The organism is Providencia sp. PROV209 (assembly GCF_028479485.1).
Classification (GTDB): Bacteria; Pseudomonadota; Gammaproteobacteria; order Enterobacterales; family Enterobacteriaceae; genus Providencia; species Providencia alcalifaciens.
Genome location: NZ_JAMPNR010000007.1, coordinates 33,713 through 55,310, shown reverse-complemented (window position 1 = coordinate 55,310; position 21,598 = coordinate 33,713). Strand labels below are relative to the sequence as shown.

The following is a 21,598-nucleotide window of genomic DNA, read 5'->3' as shown; positions in this document are numbered from 1 at the left end:
GAGTGACAGTACTATTTGACTGAGACAAATTTTAATTTTCTGGTGATAAATTTAAAAAAAGATAAAAATATTTCATAGGATGATTAATAAAATTTCATAAAATTGCTAATAGTGCTTTTTATGACTACCAATTTGCGATATTATTACTTAGCTAAATAACATTATTTTCGTGTTATCTAGAAAACATAATAATCGTAAGCCAAGTTTAAAATTCTATATTGTTACAAAACATTAAACAGATGTTACGTTTTGACACATACTTTAACTTTTGTTTCTTTTTTATATTAAAATTAGGCAAGTTCTTTTTTTAATATCATTTACGTTCAGCAATAATCTATAAAAAAGAATAGTTGAAAATACATTACCATTTTCATCGGTAAATTATTCTCATCCTATTTAACTATGTTAATTTGAATGTCAAATCCGTTTAACAGGAGTTTGGTGATGAATAGCGCCATTCATGTAATCGTTGAAAATGATAATGTCTTTAAGAATAAACTGAAATCAAAGATGGAATCTTTTGATTTTATTTTTAAATTCTATAATGACGAACAGGTATTTATTAGTACTTATACTTATCCTAAAGAGGAGAATGCAAAGGATTGTATCTTATTATTTGTAGACAATAACTCAAGTTATATTAATAAATTAAAAAACATTACTCAATCTTTAGCCATTGTACCCGTTATCGTCATCGCCCCAGAAGCCTCTGCAACACTGTGCCGGGACTGCTTTAAAGCTGGTGCCTTTGACTTTTATGCATTTCCATTTGATGATCGAACGTTTCTAAGCGCTATTCAAGGAGCTAATGAGCACTTCGAAAAACAAAATGAAAATCATAAAAAATATATTTATTTATCGGACAAATTTGATCGACTCTCTGCCAGAGAACGTGAAATCATGGATATGATCTTAGACGGGAATACCAGTAGGGAAACTGCTGAAAAATTATCATTATCACCAAGAACCGTAGAAGTGCATCGCTCTAATATTTATACAAAACTAGGAATAAAGTCATTACCTCAATTAATCCAAGAGTATGAATATATTAATACTTATTCAGAAAACACTTAATGACTTTATTCACCAGATCTCTCCTGCCTGATGATCATGCCTAGAATCATCAGGCATTTTATTCCTTATCAAATACCCATAAAAATATAACTAAAATTAGATTTTTATTTATATTTATTATTTAACTTAAAGAAAAAATTCAGAATAACTATTAATCCATGCTATTTACACTTATTTATTTAATGAGCATAGGATAACTATTTTTTAGCCAATAGTGGTAAATAAAATAAGTTGAACTATCATTTTTATACATGGAAATTATTACGTTAGTTATCAATAATGGAAGACTTATTTATAGCTAATTATTAAATTAATATATTTAGTTTAAAATGGTATATAAACCTATATATCCCCCCATATCCACACACTCACACTGTAAGTATGCAATCTCATTGAAATAAAAATCTATAATCTTACGTTAAGACCAATTTCTAAAAAATGAAGACTAAGATCAACATACTTACCATCAAGTTAAGTTGATAATCTTAGCTCTTTTTCATTTCTTCTCTATAGTTTCGCCATCAGGCGTGACTGAGCCCACAATCAATAAATTGATATGTTAGGCTTAGTGATTACCGTAAGGCTGTGTGATTTGAATGCTTCGAACATTTTCGGCATTGTTTGCAGAGAATCAGTAGAAGCTTTTTTTATCTAGCAGGGCTATAGCTTGTATTCTCGAATATCAATCTGATATTGCTTTAACTTTCGCCAGAGCGTTGTACGCCCCATATTTAATGCTTGGTGCATCTCCTGAATTTTTCCACCATAAGCCAATGCAGCCTCAATGATAAGCGCTTTTTCCACTTCATGAATATTCAAATCATGGAACAGATTATGCCCTGGGGTCTTATTTGAAAGCTTTTGCCAGTAAAAGTGACACTTCAGCTTCTCACTGATTTCCCGCCCTAAAGCCAGTGTGAGTGCTAAAAGTAACTTACTACTCATCGAATCCCCACGTAAGATAAGTGTGGCTAACAGATGTTTTTCGTCATAAATAGGCGCGAAATAATAGGTATTTCCTTGTGAGTGAATTGGCTGGTCATCGAGAGTGCAGACCTGCATTTGAGAAAATATCCCCGATGGAAACTTAGTTGAGATCTCTGATTTACGGCTAGCCCATAAGGTTTCACCATATTTATCCAGCAACATCCCTTCAATGTCGAAATCATGGATAGACGATAAGCCATCGGTGATGGTATCACTTGCCAGTTGTATCAATAACTCTGGATTAATAGAGCATGATGATTTTTCTGTAAGCTGTGCGAGTTTGGGAATTGTAAAATCTATAGTCATAATCAACCTTATTCTTCGATAAGTATTCTCTTTGATTATGTCAACTTATCAGTTAAGTTTTATATCCTAGATCAAGTTATGATTTGATAGATTTTGGCGGGATGATATAGATCAAGTATTTGAAAAATAGAAAAAACCCAAATTGATCGGGCATATCGAAAAAAGCCTGCGAACATGACTCGCAGGCTAAATTTCGAACTAGATGATAGAACGTTTTTTATTCGGTGACAACTGTGCCCCACAGGTCATATTCATCAGCATGCTCAATCAGCACCTTAACAATATCCCCTGCCTTCACATCAAACTCACCATTGAGGTACACCATTCCGTCAATTTCTGGCGCATCCGCCATACTACGACCAACGGCACCTTCATCATCAACTTCATCAACAATCACCCATAGCTCACGCCCAACTTTCTCTTGTAAACGCTGAGTGGATATCTCTTGTTGTAGCTGCATAAAGCGGTGATAACGCTCTTCCTTCACATCTTCCGGTACTTGATCAGCCAGTTCATTGGCTTTTGCCCCTTCAACAGGACTGTATTTAAAGCAACCCACACGATCCAATCTCGCTTCTTGCAAGAAATCCAGCAGCATTTGGAAATCTTCTTCCGTTTCCCCCGGGAAACCAACAATAAATGTCGAGCGTAATGTCAGTTCTGGGCACATTTCACGCCAGCGCTTGATGCGTTCTAAGGTTCTTTCGACTGCGCCAGGGCGCTTCATTAATTTTAGAATTTTTGGGCTTGCGTGTTGAAGAGGAATGTCCAAATAAGGCAGCACCTTGCCTTCCACCATTAATGGGATCACGTCATCAACATGCGGATATGGGTAAACATAATGTAGACGAACCCAAACGCCCATCGATGCTAGCTGTTCACATAGCCCGACCATGCTAGTTTTCACTGGCTTACCATCCCAGAATCCCATTCGGTGTTTCACATCCACACCATAAGCGGAAGTATCTTGGGAAATGACCAGTAATTCTTTAACACCTGATTCCACTAAACGTTTTGCTTCATTTAATACATCACCAATGGCACGACTATCTAAGTCGCCTCGCATAGAAGGGATGATGCAGAAAGTACAACGGTGGTTACAACCTTCCGAAATTTTCAAATAGGCATAATGCTTTGGTGTTAATTTCACACCTTGCTCTGGCACTAAACTAAAGAACGGATCATGCTCTGGTTTGGGAACATAATGATGGACATGATTGAGCACCTGCTCATAACTATGTGGACCTGTGATTTCTAACACCTTTGGGTGAACTTCACGGATTTGGTTCTCTTTCGCGCCCAAACATCCAGTCACAATCACTTTACCATTTTCATTCAATGCTTCACCAATAGCTTCTAACGATTCTTGAACTGCACTATCAATAAAGCCACAGGTGTTCACGATAACCAAATCGGCATCGTCGTAGCTTGGAACGACTTGGTAACCATCAGTGCGCAGCTCCGTTAAGATGCGCTCTGAGTCAACGAGGTTTTTTGGACAGCCAAGTGAAACAAAGCCAATCTTTGGCACTGAATTCGTATTTTGCGACATAACTCACTTCTTTTATTGTGTTATAGATATTGTTTTAAAAAATGGGCTGGATTTTACCTGAAGTATAGCGGGAATTGTATGTTTTTTTAGCGATATGAATGTCATTTTGAATGGAACCCCACGCCTAAATCACGCGGGAATTCCTCTGGGATAAACAGCAAAATATTAACGGTTAATTGAACGAGCTATACGAGCATAAGTATGTCTGACACCTCGAATAACAATGCCGTAATTCAAAATATTCTCCGGTAAAGCAATTCCGTTATAGCCGGAGTCACCGATGTGATGTAAATCCGTGCCAGCCATTTTACACATTAACGCGATTTGACGAATAGTTTGCAGATCAGCCCCTTCTTGAGAAGTCCCGATCGCTGTCATGGTCATCACGCGTTGTGAATGGCAATAACTCACCATTCTTTGCACAAATTCCAATGAAATACCCGGTACCGTGCCCGGTGCAGGCAGTAAAATAATATCAGCCCCACTCTTAATAAAAGATTGAATATCATCTTCCGTAATAAGCTGTTCGGCGGACGCATTCAATACCCCTGCTGCATGCATTTTCCCCGTAATAAGCACAACATCTTCCCCCACCACCGCTTTTAACTCTTTTAAGCTTTGGTTAATTTCTTGGTTAGTAACGCCATTACCCGGATTGCCTGTTAACACGATAATATCTGCGCCCATCTGTTTTAGTTTCAGCGCATTTTTTACCGTTGCTAAACGCCCTTCAGATATTTGCCACTGTTTATCTTGATGTGGATTATTAAAGCCTGCGGGAACGGGTTCTAAATTGACGCCAATAGCACGCCCAGTTAAATGTTTTAGGGTACGAATAATTTCATCTGGCGCGGTACCTTCAGGTAACCCTTGCATCTCCGGGTGATTCACATCAAAGACATTCAGTAACAGAATATCTGCACCTTGACTTGCCGCTAGCTCTGCATTCGTGACATTCATCAGAACAGGTTGAATGGTTCCAATCGTTTCGCTAACCAATAGCCGACCTTCACTCGCTTTAATCGCCTCCAATAAATTCTTCTTATTGAGTTTTGCAATTTCAGAAGCGGAACAATCCAAATAACGTTTTTGCATTTCCAAAACCTCGGCTTTGTGCCCAAGAAAAGAGAGAAAGTGTTTTGACTATAACATGTGGAACCCACTAGAGAGTCTGAACAACATCACCTTTCTAATACTTATTTTTTATGTCTAAAAAAGGAAACATTAACACTTTGATTAATATTAAATTTAAATATATTCATAGGGTAAATTTAACTATCCATTAAAACATTCTGCTTGTTTTTCATTAATAGTAATGATTATCATTATGTTTCTAACTTCATTCAGGTAAGGATGTCATAATGAAATTCGCTTATCAGGCAGCCGTTTCGGGCTTAGCCTTATTCTCTCTATCCGCCTTTGCACAAGAATATCCTCTCGGTCATCCAGTCATTAAAAACGGCATGGAAATCCAAGGTGTTTATTTACAACCTATCACCATGGATACCGAAGAAGGTCACCACAAAATGGCGCACCTACCTGCGGATAAAGCCGACGTTCACTTAGAAGCTGACATTCATGCCGTAGAAGAGAACCCGAATGGCTTTGCAGAAGGCGATTGGATGCCTTACTTAACCGTTGAATATACCGTCACAAAACTGGGTGATAAACCACAGACCCAGTCAGGCACCTTTATGCCGATGGTGGCTAGCGATGGTCCTCACTATGGTGAAAACATTAAACTGAACGGTAACGGTAAATATCGCGTAACCTACAAAATTTACCCACCTTCACATAACCAACAAGCCGCTTTCGGTCGTCACATTGATAAAGAAACAGGCGTTGCACCTTGGTTTGAACCGTTTGAAGTCTCTTGGGACTTTGACTATGCAGGCATAGGTCGTAAAGGCAGCTACTAGTTTTTCAATGATGCGCTGGGGGCTTTCGCGGGGGTAATATTCCGCGCGAGCCCTTTTTCGCTAGTAAGAAACTCTCAATTTCAATAAGTTTGAGCCAACAATGAAAACATTACTCAGCTTTTTACTGGTTTTTATTTGCGCATTATTTTCGCAATCCGCATTAAGTGCCGAAAAATATACGGTTGAATTAGAAATGAAGAATGGGGATTTAATCCCTCGCGTTCTCGAAGTACCAGCCAAAACCATTATTCGCATCAAAATTACCAATACTGGCACTGAACCCGCAGAATTTGAAAGCTTACAACTACGTAAAGAGAAAGTATTGGCGCCAGGCGCAAGCTCTGTTGTTGTTATTGCACCGTTAAAACCAGGTAGTTACACATTTTTCGACGATTTCCATCTTTCTCACCCAAAAGGCGAGATCATTGCTAAAGAGTAGGATCCAACATGGGGCAAGTTCTCTTTGTAGTTTGGCGTGAAAGTTTTGAAGCGCTATTAGTCATCGGTATCATCTACGCGTGGATCAAACGCCACCCAGACGCTCGAAATGGTATGAAGTACCTATGGGGCGGGGTTGGGTTAGGTATTGCCATGTCCATTTTACTGGCATTACTCATTTACGGTGTCTTCAATGTCCTTGATGACACCGGTCAATCGATTTTCATGATAGTCATGGAGATCCTCGCCTGCATATTGATTGTCCAAATGGTTTATTGGATGAATAAAAGTGGCGGCTCGATGAAAAAAGAGCTGGAATCCGGTATTAATCGTAATGCCGAACATCACAGTTGGTGGGGTGCAACACTGATTATTGCCATCGCCATTGCGCGTGAAGGCAGCGAAATCGTCGTGTTCCTCTCTAGCTTTATCATGTCGTTAACGTCAGCAAACGCGAATGAATTTATCTTTGAAGTGGCGGCTGGTATTGTCATTGCAGGTATGACGTTATACGCATTCTTATTAACTAACCGCATCATTTCATGGAAGATTTTCTTCAAAGTCACAGGCGTGATTTTGTTGTTTCTCGCCCTATCTTTACTGCTAAGGGGTGTCGAAGAAATTTCAAACTTAATGATTGAATTTGATTATCCAATCCCTGAATTTTTAATCTATCCAGCATGGGATACGAGTGCATTACTGGATGATTCTGGCGTTGCAGGAAACTTTATCTCATCATTCTTTGCGTATCGCTCACAACCCATTTGGTTAAGTGTCATCACATTTGTTATCTACTGGATTGTGATCATCGCACTATTTATGTGGAACAAACGCCATACCGCTAAACGGAACTTACAAAATGCGTAAAACCTCTAGATTAGCAATCAGTATGATATTTGCCTCATTAATGGTATCCACTGCGCACGGCAAAGCCCTACGCTCCCCAGTGCAAACGGGGGATAATATCATTATTGCCAAAGGCGATATTCCCACCCCCGAAAAATATCAACCAGCCATTCAAGAATACTTAACCTTTGTCAATAAGGAGTTAAGTGAAATGGTCGAGCAGTTAGAGAAACTCAATCAAAGTATACAGAAAGGTCAACTGGCACAGGCTAAAGCAGCCTATATCCAAGCTCACCAGCACTATGAAACGGTACGCCCAATCATTGTGTTATTTGGCAATACTGACCGTACCATCAATTCTCGTGCAGATTATTTTCTGGATAAAGAAAAAGATTACCGCTTTGTCGGGTTCCACCTTGTTGAATATCTATTATTCTCTCAGCAAGATTTAAAAGCAGCGCTCCCCGCCTCTGATGAGCTATTACTCAAAGGCCGTGATCTGCAAAAACGTGTACTGACCGAAACCATTGAAATTCCTAAGTTGGTTCAAGCTTCTGCTGATTTTATCGAAATGATCCTTGAGACCAAATTGTCAGGTAAAGAGAATATCTATAGCCAAACAGATCTCTTCGATATGGCGGCGAATGCCAAAGGCTCTCAAGTGATCATCGATGTTATCAGCCCATTTGTTGAAGCCAAAACTCTTGATCAAATAAAAGAAAATGATCAGAAAATTAATAAAATAGTGCAGTCATATCAATTAGCTAAAGGGCAATACGCACCTTATAGCCAACTAAAACAACAAGACAAAATGACACTCTATTCTCTGTTAACGCAACAAGCTGAGCTACTCGCCACATTGCGCGCTCAGTTAGATGTTGATGTTTACTATAAATATTAAGGCATAAGTTTATGCAAGCTAAACCAAAAAACGAGTTAGATTCTTCCCGTTTTTCTCAGACCAATATTTCTCGACGCCATGCACTGAAAACATTAGTCATGGGTGGCGCAATTCTCGCCGCCCCCGCCCTCAGCGCTAAAGCGGCGATTGCCGATTGCCAACTGACTTATGATAAAAGCATCAATTACTTAGGCTCTCATCAAGCTGGGGTACTTACCCCTGAACAAAAGCATGCCTCGTTTATTGCGTTTCATATTACATCGACATCCATTGATGAGCTGCAATCGCTGTTTGATCTATTAACTCAACGCATTGCCTTTCTAACGCAAGTACAAAAATCCTCGCCAAATCAGAATGATAAAATGCCTCCTGCGGAGTCCGGTATTTTAGGAACGCTCATCCAGCCAGATTCTCTGAGTATCACCGTTTCTTTGGGAGATAGCCTGTTTGACTCACGTTTTGGGTTAGAGAAGCTAAAGCCACGCCAATTGGTGGAAATGACCAGTTTTCCGAATGACCGCCTAGAAGACAAATGGTGTGGTGGAGATGTGGTCCTACAAATTTGTGCGAATAGCCAAGAAAGCGTGATTTATGCCCTACGCGATGTATTGCGCCATACCTCGCCTTATTGGTTCCCCTTATGGAAAATCGATGGTTTCCTACCGTCACGGGATATCGACAGACACACTACCCCAATCAATTTATTCGGTTTTAAAGATGGCACCGGAAATGCGCCTTCAGATGATAATGCGTTGATGAATGAACTGATTTGGGTCACCGAAGACAGCAAAGAGCCACGATGGTGTATTGGCGGTACCTACCAAGCCGTTCGCCTTATTCGCTTCAATCTTGAATTCTGGGATAGAACACCACTGGAAGATCAAGAAAATGACTTTGGACGCCATAAAGAAACTGGCGCACCAATGGGTATGAAGCATGAGATGGATGACCCCGCTTTCGAGAAAGATCCTCACGGCGATCGCGTGCTATTTGACTCTCATATGCGTCGTGCGGAGCCAAGAAACCCAAGTCGCCATACTGCAAAATTACGCCGCCGCAGTTACAGTTATTCTTTAGGATTAACCGATAACGGCGCATTGGATATGGGGCTCATTTTTGTTTCGTATCAAAAAGATTTAAAAACCGGCTTTATTGATACCCAAAAACGCTTAAATGGTGAACCTCTCGAGCGTTACATCAAGCCATTTGGCGGGGGATACTATTTCGTTTTACCGGGAATTAAATCCGCTGAAGATCAGCTCGCCAAAGGATTATTTTCGGCATTGAAATCCACAAAATAATGCCATAAAAAAAGCCCCGATAGTCAGCTCGGGGCTTTTAGCTTTTTTCTATAAACTAAAATAGTTATTGTCTTATTATTTTTTACGATCCTTCGCGTCTTGCTCAACTTCCTGTTTCCATTCCTCTGATATTGGTGCAGCACTCTGTTTAGCTTCTACGGCTTTATTCACTGCTTTATACGCTTTATCGTAACCCGTGCCATCCTGAACATAGCCAGTCGCATTTGAACGCTTGATACCAATATTGTCAGCCTCAGCAATTGCATCAATATTGGCGCCTAAGAAAATAAAGTCCCATTTATCTTCAACTTCAGCGGATTTAATCATCGATTTAATCTTATCTTGACTATATTTAGTGCTGCTGTTTTCTTCACCATCGGTAATAATCACAAACAATACATTATTATTCTTGGTGATTTTTCTATTCTCACGCATCTTAATAATGCTATCACCAATCGCATCTAATAATGCGGTATTTCCCCCGACAGAATAATCATTCAAGGTAAGATTTTTAACTTTATCAATAGGTTCTCTATTATGTAGTAAACTCGTTTTATTATTAAATAAAATTGTCGTGATAAAGGTTTTATTCGCTTTATTTCTGTTCTCAGTCAGTACGCTGTTATATCCACCCACTGTGTCAGACTCAAAACCCGACATAGAACCACTTTTATCTAAAATAAAAACCAAGTCTAATACTTCAGGATCTTTAATTGGTTCAATAACTGATGTCGCGCTCGAAACATTGGAAAAAAATAATACAAAAATAGCGGATATCGTAGTAAAAAATGACGTTTTAAATAAATTCATCACCGAGCCTCTTATCATATTATCCTAATGAAACTATCGATTAGTTTCCTTGTTTCATCGGGATATCACATAAGATTACTCTGTTTAATTTATAAGCAAATTCTTAATTATCAAAACACTCACATAAACTTAATGGAATATACTTATCTCACCCACACTCCGTAATTTCGGATTTGATTAATCTGTTTAATAAACTTATTTAACTTTATATATTCCGCCGCAATCTGACTAGATGGGCTTTGTGTGAACGTTTCAACAAGCTGAACCGTTAATTGGTGATATTGTTTATTCAAATCTTGATGAATATCGACTTTATCAGCATGTTTTAGTGTTTCCGTTAATGCCACAATCTCGTTCGCGACAGTTTGCACCTGTGGGTCACTAAACGTGACTTCCGGCACTTGATAACTTAAGTGCTGGCTAATTGAATTATTTTCTTCATTTTGAGGGGTGTTAGGCACTAAATTTTGGTCGTGCACATTCGCGAAATATTCAATCAATTCAGACTGATCAAAACATTTCGATTTAATATCTTCTTGCTTGTATTGCTTATTTACCGCGCCCGGCAAAGCTTTTCCAATCGGATAAGTACAACGAAATAAATTGCCATCAATGACAGTCGCATTGCTACTTTTAATCGGTAGCGTTAATTCATGTCCATAAATAGTGACATCATACTGGGTGGGCTGATATCCCTTATAGTCATGTTGGTCGGTATACACTTCAGAAAAAGTATAATATACCCCGTGATTCGGGTTTAATATCCCGCCAGAGTTGTGCTCAAATACCATAAAAGTAGTTGTATGACCGAGTGCATCTTCCAGAGTATGCTCACCACTCGCTAATGCAACCGAACCAAATTGGTTAGGTTCAACGCGATACTCTTTGCCATCAACTTTAAATGAAATTGTTTTTTCTGTTGGATTGCTATAATAAAACTTTCCTTTATTCCCCATAATGTCCAGATCGCCACAGGCTGTCACCAATAGCATGGCTGTCGTGAGTAGGCTGACTTTCAATATAGCGTTCATTTATTCCCCCAACATCTTATTGACCACCTAGATATGCGACCAAAAAATAAACAATCAAGGGCAATAATCTTATTCATTTGAATAAAAATAGTTTTACGATTAGTGCTTAACACTCTTCACTTGTTATAAATCAAACAATCATCATGTATTACGGTAAATTATATTTAGATTTATGATGTCGAATTAATACTTATGAGTATGCGAGCGTCTTAATACTTTAAATAATAGCTGAAATACCGATTCCATCATCGGCGTCAATGTTTGGTTGTTACGCATTAGCGAAATCGAACGCGTCAGAGCTGGTTGTTGTAATTGTAAAACTTTAAGCTCAGGATCCCGTAAATGAACGGTATATAACTGAGGCAGAATGCCAATTGCCAATTTCGACCTGACCAAACCATATAAGGTTTCTATATAGTCGACTTGATAACGAGGGTTGATATTGAGCCGATTACTTTCAATCGTTGCCGTCACCAATCGGTGAATATTTCCTTTTGAAAACATCGCAATATCACGGTTATTTAATAGTTTCCAAGGTAAGTGAAATGCATTATCAGAAATAAATTCATCACGATGGATCACCGCCACAAACGGATCATCTTGAAGTGGGTACAGCGTTAATTCTTCAGGAACTGAACTATCCAAAACCCCGATGCCAAAATCAATTTCGTTATTGACCAATTTATTCACTAGCGAGTCATTCGTTTGGTCATAAAATTCCACATTCAACTTAGGAAAATATAGCTGTAATTGCTCAGGAATCATCGGGAATAATAACGAACTCACGGAAGGCACCAGCCCAATACGTAATGTGCCATCGCCCCCCTCTTCAATAATTTTCTGAATATCGCTAAACCCACGATGCGACACACTTAAAATACGCTCCGCATGAGGTAAAATCGCCGCGCCCAATTCGGTCAATGTGACAGAGGCTGCAGTACGGTTAATTAATTTACCGCCAATCACGGTTTCAATTTGCCGTAACGCGCTACTCAGCGCAGGCTGGCTCACGGCGAGACGGTTCGCTGTTTCGGTAAAATGGCGCAACTGAGCGAGGGTCACAAAATATTGCAACTGCTTTAAGGTTAATGCAGGAAGACGCTGCCATGGCTCAGTCATTGGATTTCCTCACTTAAATGGATAGTTATTCTTATCATTATGCTCTGCATTATAACCTCTCTTTATGATCTGATAAATTTTATCATCTTGGCAAACGTTTGCCTTACTCATAAAGTAGCGACATAAATCTTGAAGATGGTGTTTTATGAAGCTAACAAATCAAACTCGACGTCGTGCCGTTCAGGCCGCAAAAGGGGAAATTCCCTTTGACCTTTTGCTTACCCACGCCAATATCATCGATATGGTCACAGGTGAAATTCGCCCTGCCGATATTGGTATCACTGAAGGGCTGATTGCGAGTGTCCATCCGACGGGAAGTCGTACGGATAGCCATGAAATTCACGACCTATCGGGGCAGTTTATTTCTCCCGGCTTCATCGATACTCACGTTCATTTAGAAAGCTCCCATCTTCCTCCAGCTCGCTACGCTGAAATTGTCCTCACTCAAGGCACCACTGCAGTATTTTGGGATCCCCATGAATTGGCGAACGTACTTGGGCTGGAAGGGGTACGTTATGCTATTGATGCTAGCCGTAATCTACCTCTGGATGTCATGGTTGCTGCACCATCTTCGGTACCATCAACACCCGGCTTAGAAATGTCAGGAGCAGACTTTGCAGGACAAGAAATGTCTACCATGCTCAGTTGGCCAGAGGTGCGTGGTGTCGCAGAAGTGATGGATATGTTTGGTGTGTTGCATGGCAGTGAGCGCATGGAAGAAATCCTCGATGCCGGATTAAATTCAGGAAAAATCATTGAAGGTCATGCGCGTGGATTAAAAGGCGCTGATTTACAAGCTTACCTTGCCGCTGGCGTAACATCAGATCACGAACTTACCTCTGCTGAAGATGCTCTCGAAAAACTACGTGCAGGGCTGACGCTCGAAATTCGAGGTTCTCACCCTTATTTATTACCTGAAATTGTCGCGGCCTTACAAACACTTCCCCATCTATCATCACAAATTACCGTGTGTACCGATGATGTACCACCGGATATGTTGATTGAAAAAGGGGGCGTGATAGCCCTACTGAATTTGCTGATTGAACACGGACTGCAAGCCACAGATGTCTTGCGCTTTGCGACGCTCAATGGCGCCATTCGCTTGCAACGCAATGACCTTGGTCTGATTGCCGCTGGTCGTCGAGCAAATTTAGTTGTGTTAAATTCACTGGAAACTTTAAACGCTCAGAAAGTGTACGTTGACGGTAAAAAAGTGGCAGAAAATGGGCAACTTACCCGCCCAATCGCACCCGAAAATACGATTTTGCCACCACGCGACACCATGCACTTAGCGCCAATCTCCGCACAAGATTGCCAACTTCAACTCACTGATTTACGAAATGGCACAGCGCGATTACGCCATATTAGTGGTGCTCGCTTTACCCAATGGGGGGAAGTGGATGTACAGGTGAAAGATGGCATAGTACAACTCCCTGACGAATTTAGTTTAATCCGCGTACAACACCGTCATGGTCGCCATGATGCCAAACCTCAAGTTGCCTTGTTAAAAGGATGGGGTGAATTACGCGGCGCCATTGCCACCAGCTACTCTCATGATTCCCATAACCTTGTGATACTCGGGCGGGATGCAAACGATATGGCAATGGCAGCCAACTTACTGATTGAAAGTGGCGGCGGTATGGCATTAGTCCAAGATGGTAAAGTCCTAGCCCATGTCGCCATGCCAATTGCGGGCATGCTATCTGAATTACCAGCGCCTGAGCTTGCTGCCCAATTTCGCCAACTGAGAGAATTAAGTAGCCAAATCGCCGATTGGGAACCACCGTATCGCGTGTTCAAAGCGATTGAAGGCACCTGCCTTGCATGTAATGCAGGTCCTCATTTAACTGATTTAGGATTAACTTGCGGTACCACCCGCCAAATTGTCAATGCCGTCTTAGAACGTCATGAACATACTCACCATATAAAAAATAATGATAGGAGCGCCAATTAATGGCTAACAATTCTCGTCATCAGCCAACATCAGGGAGTTGGTTAGAAAGACGTTTTGCACTGCGTGAACGAGGTAGTTCAATCAGAACAGAATGCCTAGCTGGAATCACTGGGTTCCTTGCAGCAGCCTATTTACTTGTGGTTATTCCGGGATTATTAGCCGCAGGCGGAATGGATAAAGGCGCGGCGACCACTGGCACTATCATCGTATTTGTATTAGCCAGCCTCTTAATGGCATTTTATGGCAATCTACCATTTATTGTGGGTCCCGGCATTGGCGGCTCCGTTTTAGTCGGGGTCACTCTCGCAGGCAGCGAAGGGATTGATTGGCAAATCGGTTTAGGTATCGCGTGTTGGTCTGGGATTTTATTTTTCCTGTTAACCAAATTCGGTTTACGTGAAGTGGTTACCCGTTCAGTTCCACAGTCTATCAAGCTCGGTTTAACTGCCTCGATTGGCTTGTTCGTGGCGATACTGGGTTTTCGTAACGCAGGCTTAGTCCTCGCTAACCCAAAAACGAATGCGTTAATGCTTGGCGACTTTCTCTCTCCGGGCGCCTTAGTCGCACTTGCCGGTTTCTTTGTCGCGATTGCACTGCAATCTCGCCGTATTCCGGGAGGGATTTTATGGGCAATTTTATTCGCCACTTTGCTAGGGATTCCTTTCGGCGTCACTAAATTACCAGAAAGTTTTATCGGCGTGCCCCACTCAATTGCCCCTGTTTTGGGACAAGTGGATTTAATCGGCGCACTCAATATCGCGTTCTTACCGTTCTTGTTCGTCTTTTTTGCAGCTGAATTTTTCTCCACCATGGGTACGACATTAGCGGTGGGTGGCGAGGCTGGATTACTGGATAAAGAAGGTAATATGCCGAATATCAATCGACCCTTTATTGTGGACTCCATTGCGGCGGCATTAGGTCCTTTAGTCGGTATTCCTGCGGCAACGGCTTTAATTGAATCTTCCGCCGCGGCTGAAGCGGGAGGAAAAACAGGGATGACCGCATTGGCGGCAGCATTTATGTTCCTTCTGATGTTGCTGTTTACGCCAATTGCTTTAATGATCCCAGCGCAAGCAACCGCACCCGCGTTAATCTTAATCGGCTTAAATATGTTTAGCGGATTACGCAAAGTTGATTTAGGTAACTTTACTGACGGCCTACCAGTACTCATGATGGTGATGATTACGCTCATCGCAAACAGTTTCGGTACAGGTATTGCTGGCGGGCTACTGTTCTATATCTTAATTAAAGCCGTAGCAGGCAAGTGGCGTGAAATTCCAATCAGCCTATGGATTCTCGCAGTCCCCTTAGTGTATTACTTCTCCACCCTCGTGAAGCACTAAGTTTAATAAAAAAATCCCCTAATTCTCTCAATATTAGGGGATTTCACGTTAAAGGTTATGATTCAATCTTCACCTTATTTTAAATCAACGGTGGAATTTGAGGCAGGATAGGCACTTCAATCACGGTAGGTCCTTGGCGGTTAAATGCGTCACGGCAAGCCGCTTTTACCTCATCAATCGTTGTGGCTTTTAGCGCGGTACAACCATAACCTTTACCTAACGCCACAATGTCTAAGTTTGGAATATCCAGACCCGGAACCCCCGGCGTTTCTTCTAACACGGCAAATGATTTTAAAATCGCATATTCGCTATTTCGCGGGATTACAAATACAATCGGTAAATTGTGTTGAGCGGCGCTCCATAACCCTTGAATAGAATATTGCATCGAACCATCACCTATAATTGACATCACCGGACGATGGCGTCCACTGTCTTTTTCCGCTAATGCAATTCCCACGCTCGCAGGTAAATTCCACCCTAGCGAACCGCTGGCAAAGGTATAGAAAGAATCCGGCGATTCAATCGGCCATTCACGATGGAGCTCGCCAAGATTGGAAGGCGACTCTTCAACTAGAATCGTCTCTTTCGGAGAAACTTCTCTCAGCGCTTTAAACAGCTGTGCTGCACTCAAAACAGTAGAATCACCTTTTACTTCCGGCGCGGCTGGGTGTGGAGCCATACCATGTGATTGCTTTTCCACGCTATTTTTTGGCGCAGGTCGCGCTTTCACACGCTGTGTTAACCCTTCAATTGCCAATACTGCATCACTGAGTAAACTATCCCCAACAGGCGCTCTTCCTACCTCAATAGGATCGTCAGTAATATGCAATAAACGCATGCCATCAGGAAGATAACTTCCTGCCACATAAGGATAATAACGAAATACCGGCGCACCAATAATTAACGCCAAGTCGTGTCCTTTCAGCTTATCGGATAATGGACCCATCGCAAAAGGCAGTCCTCCGGCATACAGAGGATGCGTTTCAGGGAATGGTGGACGTTCAGAAGCCGGAGCCGCCCACACAGGAATATTGAGCTTTTCAGCTAATGCGATTCCAGCATCCCAACCCTCACCTCGAGCAATTGCAGAACCATAGATCAGTACCGGATTTTTCGCCGAGCTAAGCGCATCCGCAAAGGCTTGTAAGCGAGCGGGATCATAACCAATCCGCTGTGAAACTTCACGTACAACGGCTTCTTGAGCAATCGCAGGCTTGTCCCAATCATCCAGCGGAATAGAAAGGAAAACAGGTCCTGCTGGCGGCTGGAGAGCCATCGCATACGCCCGCATAAATGCCGCAGGTACATCCTCTGCACGAGCCGGTTGATAACTCCATTTGACCCAAGGCTTGGGTAGCGTTTCAGGCTCAATATTGGTTAACCACGGCTCCATTAATAACATTTCACGGGTTTGGTTTCCGGCAGTAATAATCAGTGGAGTGCGATTCATGTAGGCAGTCAGGATGTTACTCATACCATTACTGAGCCCAGCGGAGGTATGTAAGTTGACCATCGCCACTTTACGCATACCTTGGGCATAGCCATCCGCAGCAGCAACCGCCGAAGCTTCATGTAATGTCTGGATATAACGAAAATCACTCGGAAAATCTTTTAAAAATGTCTCTTCTGTCGAGCCTGGGTTCCCAAAAATAGTGGTAATGTCCAACTGACGTAATAAATCAAAAGTAACTTGGCGAATGGTTTTCTTCATTTTAAATACCCTAATTAAGATATCTGGATCAGTTCCTATCATAACGAATCCCTCAATGAAAAACATTTACACCAGAGATGCTTCTCCACTTTTAAATCGCTCAAATAATTTTAAATTTCAATATAATACAATAGGTTAAAATAACATCTTGTTTCGATGATAGAAATAAAATAGGAATAAAAACTACCTATTAAGATTTAATCCATATAAATCACGAAAGAGACCTAAGAATATTGGCATTTATATTCATTTCATCTGCTCTTTAATAAAGAAAAAGTAAATGAAACCTTCCCTAGAAGCATCTAAAACGTGAGTCATATGGCAATGACTTAACAAACATTAACAAAATAACGGCTTTATGCCACTCATCACACTTCTAACAATTAACCCACTCAACGCCTCATTTCTACGCCCTAGAAACACGTCAAAAACTCGATGAGTTTCCCATCTGATGGGGAAATTTAAAATTTAAATTAAAATCAATGAATTAGATTATTCATAACGGTTTATATAATTGAATAACATTCTGGTAATAAATTAAATCAATCAATAAATGCGTTTTTTTTAAACAATTTAATTAACTAAAAGTTATAGCACCCCAAACAAAACTCATTGTTAAACAAAAGTTAAGCAAAGTAATTTAATTTAACACCAATGTTAAATTGCAAAAGTAAACACTCTGGTAAACTCATATGAGGTAAAATAATGATCTTAGATGCCAGTTATACGTTATTATTTGCGTGCTTAGCGCTTCTTATTGGGATGATCGTGGTTAAAATCAGCCCTTTTCTACAGAAAAACCATATTCCGGATGCCGTTGTTGGCGGATTTATTGTTGCGATTGTTTTATTAATTGTTGATAAAGCCGCTGGCTATACCTTCTCATTCGATACGTCATTACAAAGCACATTAATGATTGCTTTTTTCTCATCAATTGGTTTGAGCTCAGACTTTTCCCGATTAATAAAAGGTGGAAAACCACTCGTTATTTTAACTCTCGCTGTAACAATCTTAATTGTGATTCAAAACATGGTCGGTATGGGCATGGCTGTCATGCTAAATGAAAGTCCATTTATTGGTTTGATAGCGGGCTCAGTTACCTTAACCGGTGGTCATGGTAACGCAGGTGCTTGGGGACCGATCCTTGCCGATAAATACGGTGTAACAGGTGCTGTTGAGCTTGCTATGGCATGTGCCACAATGGGGCTTGTACTGGGTGGACTCATTGGTGGACCTGTCGCTCGTCACTTACTGAAAAAAGTCACTATTCCTAAAGCGACAGAGCAAGAAAAAGAGACAATTCTCGAAGCATTCGAGCAGCCGTCAGTGAAAAGAAAGATCAACGCCAACAACATCATTGAAACCATTTCAATGCTGATCATTTGTATCGTTGCCGGTAGTTACATCAGTGAATTAGCCAAAGATACACCAATGCACCTCCCTACATTCGTCTGGTGTCTGTTTGTAGGTATTATTATTCGTAACGTCTTAACTCACGTATTTAAGCACGAAGTTTTCGAACCTACTGTTGATGTATTAGGTAGCGTGGCACTCTCACTGTTCCTTGCTATTGCCCTGATGTCATTAAAATTTGGTCAATTAGCGAGTATGGCAGGTCCGGTATTAATCATCATTGCCGTACAAACGGTAGTTATGGTGCTATTTGCCTGCTTTGTGACCTTCAAAATGATGGGAAGTGACTATGATGCCGTCGTCATCAGTGCAGGTCACTGTGGATTTGGAATGGGTGCAACGCCAACAGCGATTGCCAACATGCAAACTGTTACCCGCGCATTTAGCCCATCCCATAAAGCTTTCCTCGTTGTTCCAATGGTCGGAGCATTTCTTGTGGATATCACCAACAGTATCGTAATTAAGCTGTTTATTGAATTAGGTGCATCCATCGGTTAATTCTCGATACTGTATGCCAGTTCATAACTAAATGTATATGAGCTGGCATTGTCACTTTAGATATTTTCTCGTTTTATTCGCTTTGAATCCTTTTTTCCTTTCGAGTAAGTGACTCCGATATCGGATCCTCTCCCGGCTTTTCTGTAAAATAAGAAAAAATGCAATATATTGCTTAGGTTACCAATAATGAAATTAAGGCACCTTGATATTTTCTATGCTGTTATGACTTGTGGCTCACTGACACGTGCCGCTGAAGTTCTCCATATTTCCCAACCTGCGGCGAGTAAAGCCCTTAAACATGCGGAACAACAGCTTGGATTGGTTTTATTTCAACGGATTCGAGGGAAATTAATTCCAACAGATGAAGCTAATTTATTATTTGAGGAAGCCAAGGAGGTTTATCAGAATTTAGATAGACTCAGAATTTTGGCACAAAATTTATCACGAAATCCACAAGGTAAATTAGCGATTGGGTGCTTACCAAGTCTGGGTCTTAACTTAGTTCCCGAAGTCACCGCCCTTTTTATTAAAAAACATCCGAATATCAAACTCACTATTGGCACGCATCACACTACCGATATTTTGCAATTATTAACCCAGCAAGATCTGGATATTGGTATCGCGTTTAATTTAGCGATCGAAGGCGGGATCACTGTCCTTCCCGTCGCCGACATTCCACTCGTATATGTTGACAGTCAGCCACCCATATCTTCCCCCGTATCATTAATGGATATCGATCAAAACCGTTGGATCCACCCAGGATCAGACTCATTGTCTCAACTGCTACAACAGGTACATGAGTTCGAGGAATCGAATATCAGTGTGCATACTTATCATATGGCTGCAGAGTTTGTGCGTGCAGGATTAGGTTGCAGTATTACCGATATTTTTTCCGCGGAACATACCTTACCTGAATCCATGATTTATCCACTCAAAGAGCATTTACACCTCGCTGTATCAGTCTTCCATCGTGCTGACAGACCACTGACCAAAGCCGCCCAAAATTATGTAAACACCTTGTCGCTAATACTAAAAAAACGCAACGCAGTAGTTAACCAAAAGTTATACTCTGGTGATGAAAACTCAATTGTTTAGTCTGACTATTCGCCGTTAAATGATAACTCCTAAGTTATTATTGGTTGCGGAATATTATGACTAAACATGTGGTAGTGATCGGTGCAGGGGTGATTGGATTAAGTACCGCATATGCTTTAATTAAAGCAGGTCAAACCGTCACACTCATTGAATCCGATTCTGATGTGGGCATGGAAACAAGTTTTGCTAACGGTGGTCAATTAAGTTATCGCTATGTTTCACCATTAGCGGATGCTGGCGTTCCCTTACAAGGTTTACGCTGGATGGGTAAAAGTGATTCCCCATTAAATTTAAGAATCGATTTTACCTTACATCAGCTTGCTTGGATGACTCAATTCACATTAGCTTGCAACCGCACAACCAATAAAATCAATGGCGCCCATTTATTACGATTATCACTCTTAAGCCAAAATGTAATGAATACTTGGCGAACAAGTGGCGATATTTCTGATTTTGCTTGGGAGAAATCAGGGAAATTAATTATCCATCGAGATCAATCTAGCTTTAAAAAAGCCAGTGAAACCGTAGATAAAGAATTCCAAAAAGTACTCAGTGCACAAGAAATTGTTCAACTAGAACCTGCATTGAAAAATATCCAATCACAATTAGTTGGTGCTATCTACGCACCAAATGATGAAACCGCAGATTGTTATTTATTCTGCAAAAATATTCTGGCGTACTTAACAACACAACCACAATTTAAATTATGCCTCGAGCATTCAGTAAAATCCTTTATTAAGCTTGGCAATGCCATTACTGGTGTAGAGACGTCTCAAGGCACCATTCAAGCCGATGATGTTGTGATTTGTGCGGGTAACGGAAGTCGAGAGCTATTAAAACCACTCGGTATCGATGTACCCATTTTAGGTTTAAAAGGTTACAGCCTCAGTGTGGAATATCCACACATGACACATATCGTTCCTAAAATTAGTGTTACCGACTACGGCAATAAAATTGTTTACGCCAAACTGCATGATCAATTGCGTATCGCGGCAATGGTAGATATTGGTTATGACAAATATGGATTACGGGAAAACAGAATTTCTGCATTAAAAAACATTATTAAAAAAACATTCCCGAATTTACCTAAAATCGATGAAGCAGAAACATGGTGCGGTTTACGTCCGTCAACACCCAAGGGACCCCCTATGTTAGGCAAGACAACACACAGCAATTTATGGCTCAATGTGGGTCATGGCAGTTTAGGTTTTACATTAGCAGCGGGTAGCGCAGAGATATTAACTCAGCTCATTACTCAGCAGAGTTCTCCAATTTCACTAGAAGGATTAACGAGGTAATT

General features: G+C 40.9%; 18 protein-coding genes. 11 read left to right on the top strand and 7 right to left on the bottom strand.

Going from position 1 to position 21,598, the window contains the following annotated elements:
- Positions 1-444: 444 nt before the first annotated feature.
- Positions 445-1,074 carry a LuxR C-terminal-related transcriptional regulator gene (locus tag PR795_RS07105; protein WP_181480172.1) on the top strand — a complete coding sequence of 210 codons (630 nt, stop codon included), beginning with the start codon at positions 445-447 and terminating at the stop codon, positions 1,072-1,074.
- A 660-nt stretch (positions 1,075-1,734) separates the two neighbouring features.
- Here PR795_RS07105 and PR795_RS07100 read toward each other — a convergent pair.
- The 3 genes from PR795_RS07100 to PR795_RS07090 form a co-directional block, all read right to left on the bottom strand.
- Positions 1,735-2,367 carry a helix-turn-helix domain-containing protein gene (locus PR795_RS07100; RefSeq protein ID WP_272516759.1) on the bottom strand — a complete coding sequence of 211 codons (633 nt, stop codon included), beginning with the start codon at positions 2,365-2,367 and terminating at the stop codon, positions 1,735-1,737.
- A 217-nt stretch (positions 2,368-2,584) separates the two neighbouring features.
- Positions 2,585-3,919 carry a 30S ribosomal protein S12 methylthiotransferase RimO gene (gene rimO, locus PR795_RS07095; protein WP_006659350.1) on the bottom strand — a complete coding sequence of 445 codons (1,335 nt, stop codon included), beginning with the start codon at positions 3,917-3,919 and terminating at the stop codon, positions 2,585-2,587.
- A gap of 165 nt (positions 3,920-4,084) precedes the next feature.
- Positions 4,085-5,014, bottom strand: coding sequence for a DUF7916 family protein (locus PR795_RS07090; RefSeq protein WP_006659351.1), 930 nt, complete (start codon positions 5,012-5,014; stop codon positions 4,085-4,087).
- Between the two features lie 266 nt (positions 5,015-5,280).
- Here PR795_RS07090 and PR795_RS07085 point away from each other — a divergent pair, with 266 nt between their 5' ends.
- The 5 genes from PR795_RS07085 to efeB all read left to right on the top strand — a co-directional run bounded on the left by PR795_RS07085 (position 5,281) and on the right by efeB (position 9,324).
- Entirely contained in the window at positions 5,281-5,838 is a 558-nt protein-coding gene (locus tag PR795_RS07085; RefSeq protein ID WP_006659352.1) for an iron transporter, read from the top strand.
- Positions 5,839-5,938: 100 nt separating this feature from the next.
- The gene (locus tag PR795_RS07080) at positions 5,939-6,277 is read left to right on the top strand and encodes a cupredoxin domain-containing protein (protein ID WP_006661035.1); all 339 of its coding nucleotides are present in this window, start codon (positions 5,939-5,941) and stop codon (positions 6,275-6,277) included.
- An 8-nt stretch (positions 6,278-6,285) separates the two neighbouring features.
- Complete coding sequence (locus tag PR795_RS07075; RefSeq protein ID WP_006659354.1) at positions 6,286-7,143, top strand: FTR1 family iron permease; 858 nt, start codon at positions 6,286-6,288, stop codon at positions 7,141-7,143.
- Entirely contained in the window at positions 7,136-8,023 is an 888-nt protein-coding gene (locus tag PR795_RS07070; protein WP_006659355.1) for an EfeM/EfeO family lipoprotein, read from the top strand. The genes PR795_RS07075 and PR795_RS07070 overlap by 8 nt, the downstream gene beginning before the upstream one ends.
- An 11-nt stretch (positions 8,024-8,034) precedes the next feature.
- Positions 8,035-9,324, top strand: coding sequence for an iron uptake transporter deferrochelatase/peroxidase subunit (efeB, locus tag PR795_RS07065; RefSeq protein ID WP_272516758.1), 1,290 nt, complete (start codon positions 8,035-8,037; stop codon positions 9,322-9,324).
- 75 nt (positions 9,325-9,399) lie between these two features.
- Here the strand turns inward: efeB and PR795_RS07060 are convergent, their stop codons facing one another.
- The 3 genes from PR795_RS07060 to PR795_RS07050 form a co-directional block, all read right to left on the bottom strand.
- The gene (locus tag PR795_RS07060) at positions 9,400-10,134 is read right to left on the bottom strand and encodes a vWA domain-containing protein (RefSeq protein ID WP_006661032.1); all 735 of its coding nucleotides are present in this window, start codon (positions 10,132-10,134) and stop codon (positions 9,400-9,402) included.
- A 143-nt stretch (positions 10,135-10,277) separates the two neighbouring features.
- Positions 10,278-11,165 carry a hypothetical protein gene (locus PR795_RS07055; protein WP_006659358.1) on the bottom strand — a complete coding sequence of 296 codons (888 nt, stop codon included), beginning with the start codon at positions 11,163-11,165 and terminating at the stop codon, positions 10,278-10,280.
- A 183-nt stretch (positions 11,166-11,348) separates the two neighbouring features.
- Positions 11,349-12,284 carry a LysR family transcriptional regulator gene (locus PR795_RS07050; RefSeq protein WP_006659359.1) on the bottom strand — a complete coding sequence of 312 codons (936 nt, stop codon included), beginning with the start codon at positions 12,282-12,284 and terminating at the stop codon, positions 11,349-11,351.
- Positions 12,285-12,429: 145 nt separating this feature from the next.
- Here PR795_RS07050 and PR795_RS07045 point away from each other — a divergent pair, with 145 nt between their 5' ends.
- Positions 12,430-14,238 carry an adenine deaminase gene (locus PR795_RS07045; protein ID WP_036961532.1) on the top strand — a complete coding sequence of 603 codons (1,809 nt, stop codon included), beginning with the start codon at positions 12,430-12,432 and terminating at the stop codon, positions 14,236-14,238.
- Complete coding sequence (locus tag PR795_RS07040) at positions 14,238-15,581, top strand: NCS2 family permease (protein ID WP_006659361.1); 1,344 nt, start codon at positions 14,238-14,240, stop codon at positions 15,579-15,581. Before PR795_RS07045 ends, PR795_RS07040 begins: the two co-directional genes overlap by 1 nt.
- Positions 15,582-15,660: 79 nt before the next feature.
- Here the strand turns inward: PR795_RS07040 and mdlC are convergent, their stop codons facing one another.
- Positions 15,661-17,334 (bottom strand): benzoylformate decarboxylase, encoded by a 1,674-nt coding sequence (gene mdlC, locus PR795_RS07035; protein WP_224050508.1) that lies wholly within the window; start codon positions 17,332-17,334, stop codon positions 15,661-15,663.
- 663 nt (positions 17,335-17,997) lie between these two features.
- On the opposite strand from mdlC, the gene gltS reads away from it, so the two are divergent.
- The 3 genes from gltS (at position 17,998) to PR795_RS07020 (ending at position 21,596) form a co-directional block, all read left to right on the top strand.
- A complete protein-coding gene (gene gltS, locus PR795_RS07030; protein WP_006661027.1) occupies positions 17,998-19,203 on the top strand; it encodes a sodium/glutamate symporter in 1,206 nt (401 codons plus the stop codon).
- A gap of 186 nt (positions 19,204-19,389) precedes the next feature.
- Positions 19,390-20,298, top strand: a complete 909-nt coding sequence (locus PR795_RS07025; RefSeq protein WP_006659364.1) for a LysR family transcriptional regulator — start codon at positions 19,390-19,392, stop codon at positions 20,296-20,298.
- Between the two features lie 56 nt (positions 20,299-20,354).
- Complete coding sequence (locus PR795_RS07020) at positions 20,355-21,596, top strand: D-amino acid dehydrogenase (RefSeq protein ID WP_006661026.1); 1,242 nt, start codon at positions 20,355-20,357, stop codon at positions 21,594-21,596.
- Positions 21,597-21,598 lie beyond the last annotated feature (2 nt).

Coding starts and splice junctions, on each gene's coding strand:
- PR795_RS07105 (WP_181480172.1), top strand. CDS start 445: ATGAATAGCGCCATTCATGTAATCGTTGAAAATGATAATGTCTTTAAG.
- PR795_RS07100 (WP_272516759.1), bottom strand. CDS start 2,367: ATGACTATAGATTTTACAATTCCCAAACTCGCACAGCTTACAGAAAAA.
- rimO (WP_006659350.1), bottom strand. CDS start 3,919: ATGTCGCAAAATACGAATTCAGTGCCAAAGATTGGCTTTGTTTCACTT.
- PR795_RS07090 (WP_006659351.1), bottom strand. CDS start 5,014: ATGCAAAAACGTTATTTGGATTGTTCCGCTTCTGAAATTGCAAAACTC.
- PR795_RS07085 (WP_006659352.1), top strand. CDS start 5,281: ATGAAATTCGCTTATCAGGCAGCCGTTTCGGGCTTAGCCTTATTCTCT.
- PR795_RS07080 (WP_006661035.1), top strand. CDS start 5,939: ATGAAAACATTACTCAGCTTTTTACTGGTTTTTATTTGCGCATTATTT.
- PR795_RS07075 (WP_006659354.1), top strand. CDS start 6,286: ATGGGGCAAGTTCTCTTTGTAGTTTGGCGTGAAAGTTTTGAAGCGCTA.
- PR795_RS07070 (WP_006659355.1), top strand. CDS start 7,136: ATGCGTAAAACCTCTAGATTAGCAATCAGTATGATATTTGCCTCATTA.
- efeB (WP_272516758.1), top strand. CDS start 8,035: ATGCAAGCTAAACCAAAAAACGAGTTAGATTCTTCCCGTTTTTCTCAG.
- PR795_RS07060 (WP_006661032.1), bottom strand. CDS start 10,134: ATGAATTTATTTAAAACGTCATTTTTTACTACGATATCCGCTATTTTT.
- PR795_RS07055 (WP_006659358.1), bottom strand. CDS start 11,165: ATGAACGCTATATTGAAAGTCAGCCTACTCACGACAGCCATGCTATTG.
- PR795_RS07050 (WP_006659359.1), bottom strand. CDS start 12,284: ATGACTGAGCCATGGCAGCGTCTTCCTGCATTAACCTTAAAGCAGTTG.
- PR795_RS07045 (WP_036961532.1), top strand. CDS start 12,430: ATGAAGCTAACAAATCAAACTCGACGTCGTGCCGTTCAGGCCGCAAAA.
- PR795_RS07040 (WP_006659361.1), top strand. CDS start 14,238: ATGGCTAACAATTCTCGTCATCAGCCAACATCAGGGAGTTGGTTAGAA.
- mdlC (WP_224050508.1), bottom strand. CDS start 17,334: ATGATAGGAACTGATCCAGATATCTTAATTAGGGTATTTAAAATGAAG.
- gltS (WP_006661027.1), top strand. CDS start 17,998: ATGATCTTAGATGCCAGTTATACGTTATTATTTGCGTGCTTAGCGCTT.
- PR795_RS07025 (WP_006659364.1), top strand. CDS start 19,390: ATGAAATTAAGGCACCTTGATATTTTCTATGCTGTTATGACTTGTGGC.
- PR795_RS07020 (WP_006661026.1), top strand. CDS start 20,355: ATGACTAAACATGTGGTAGTGATCGGTGCAGGGGTGATTGGATTAAGT.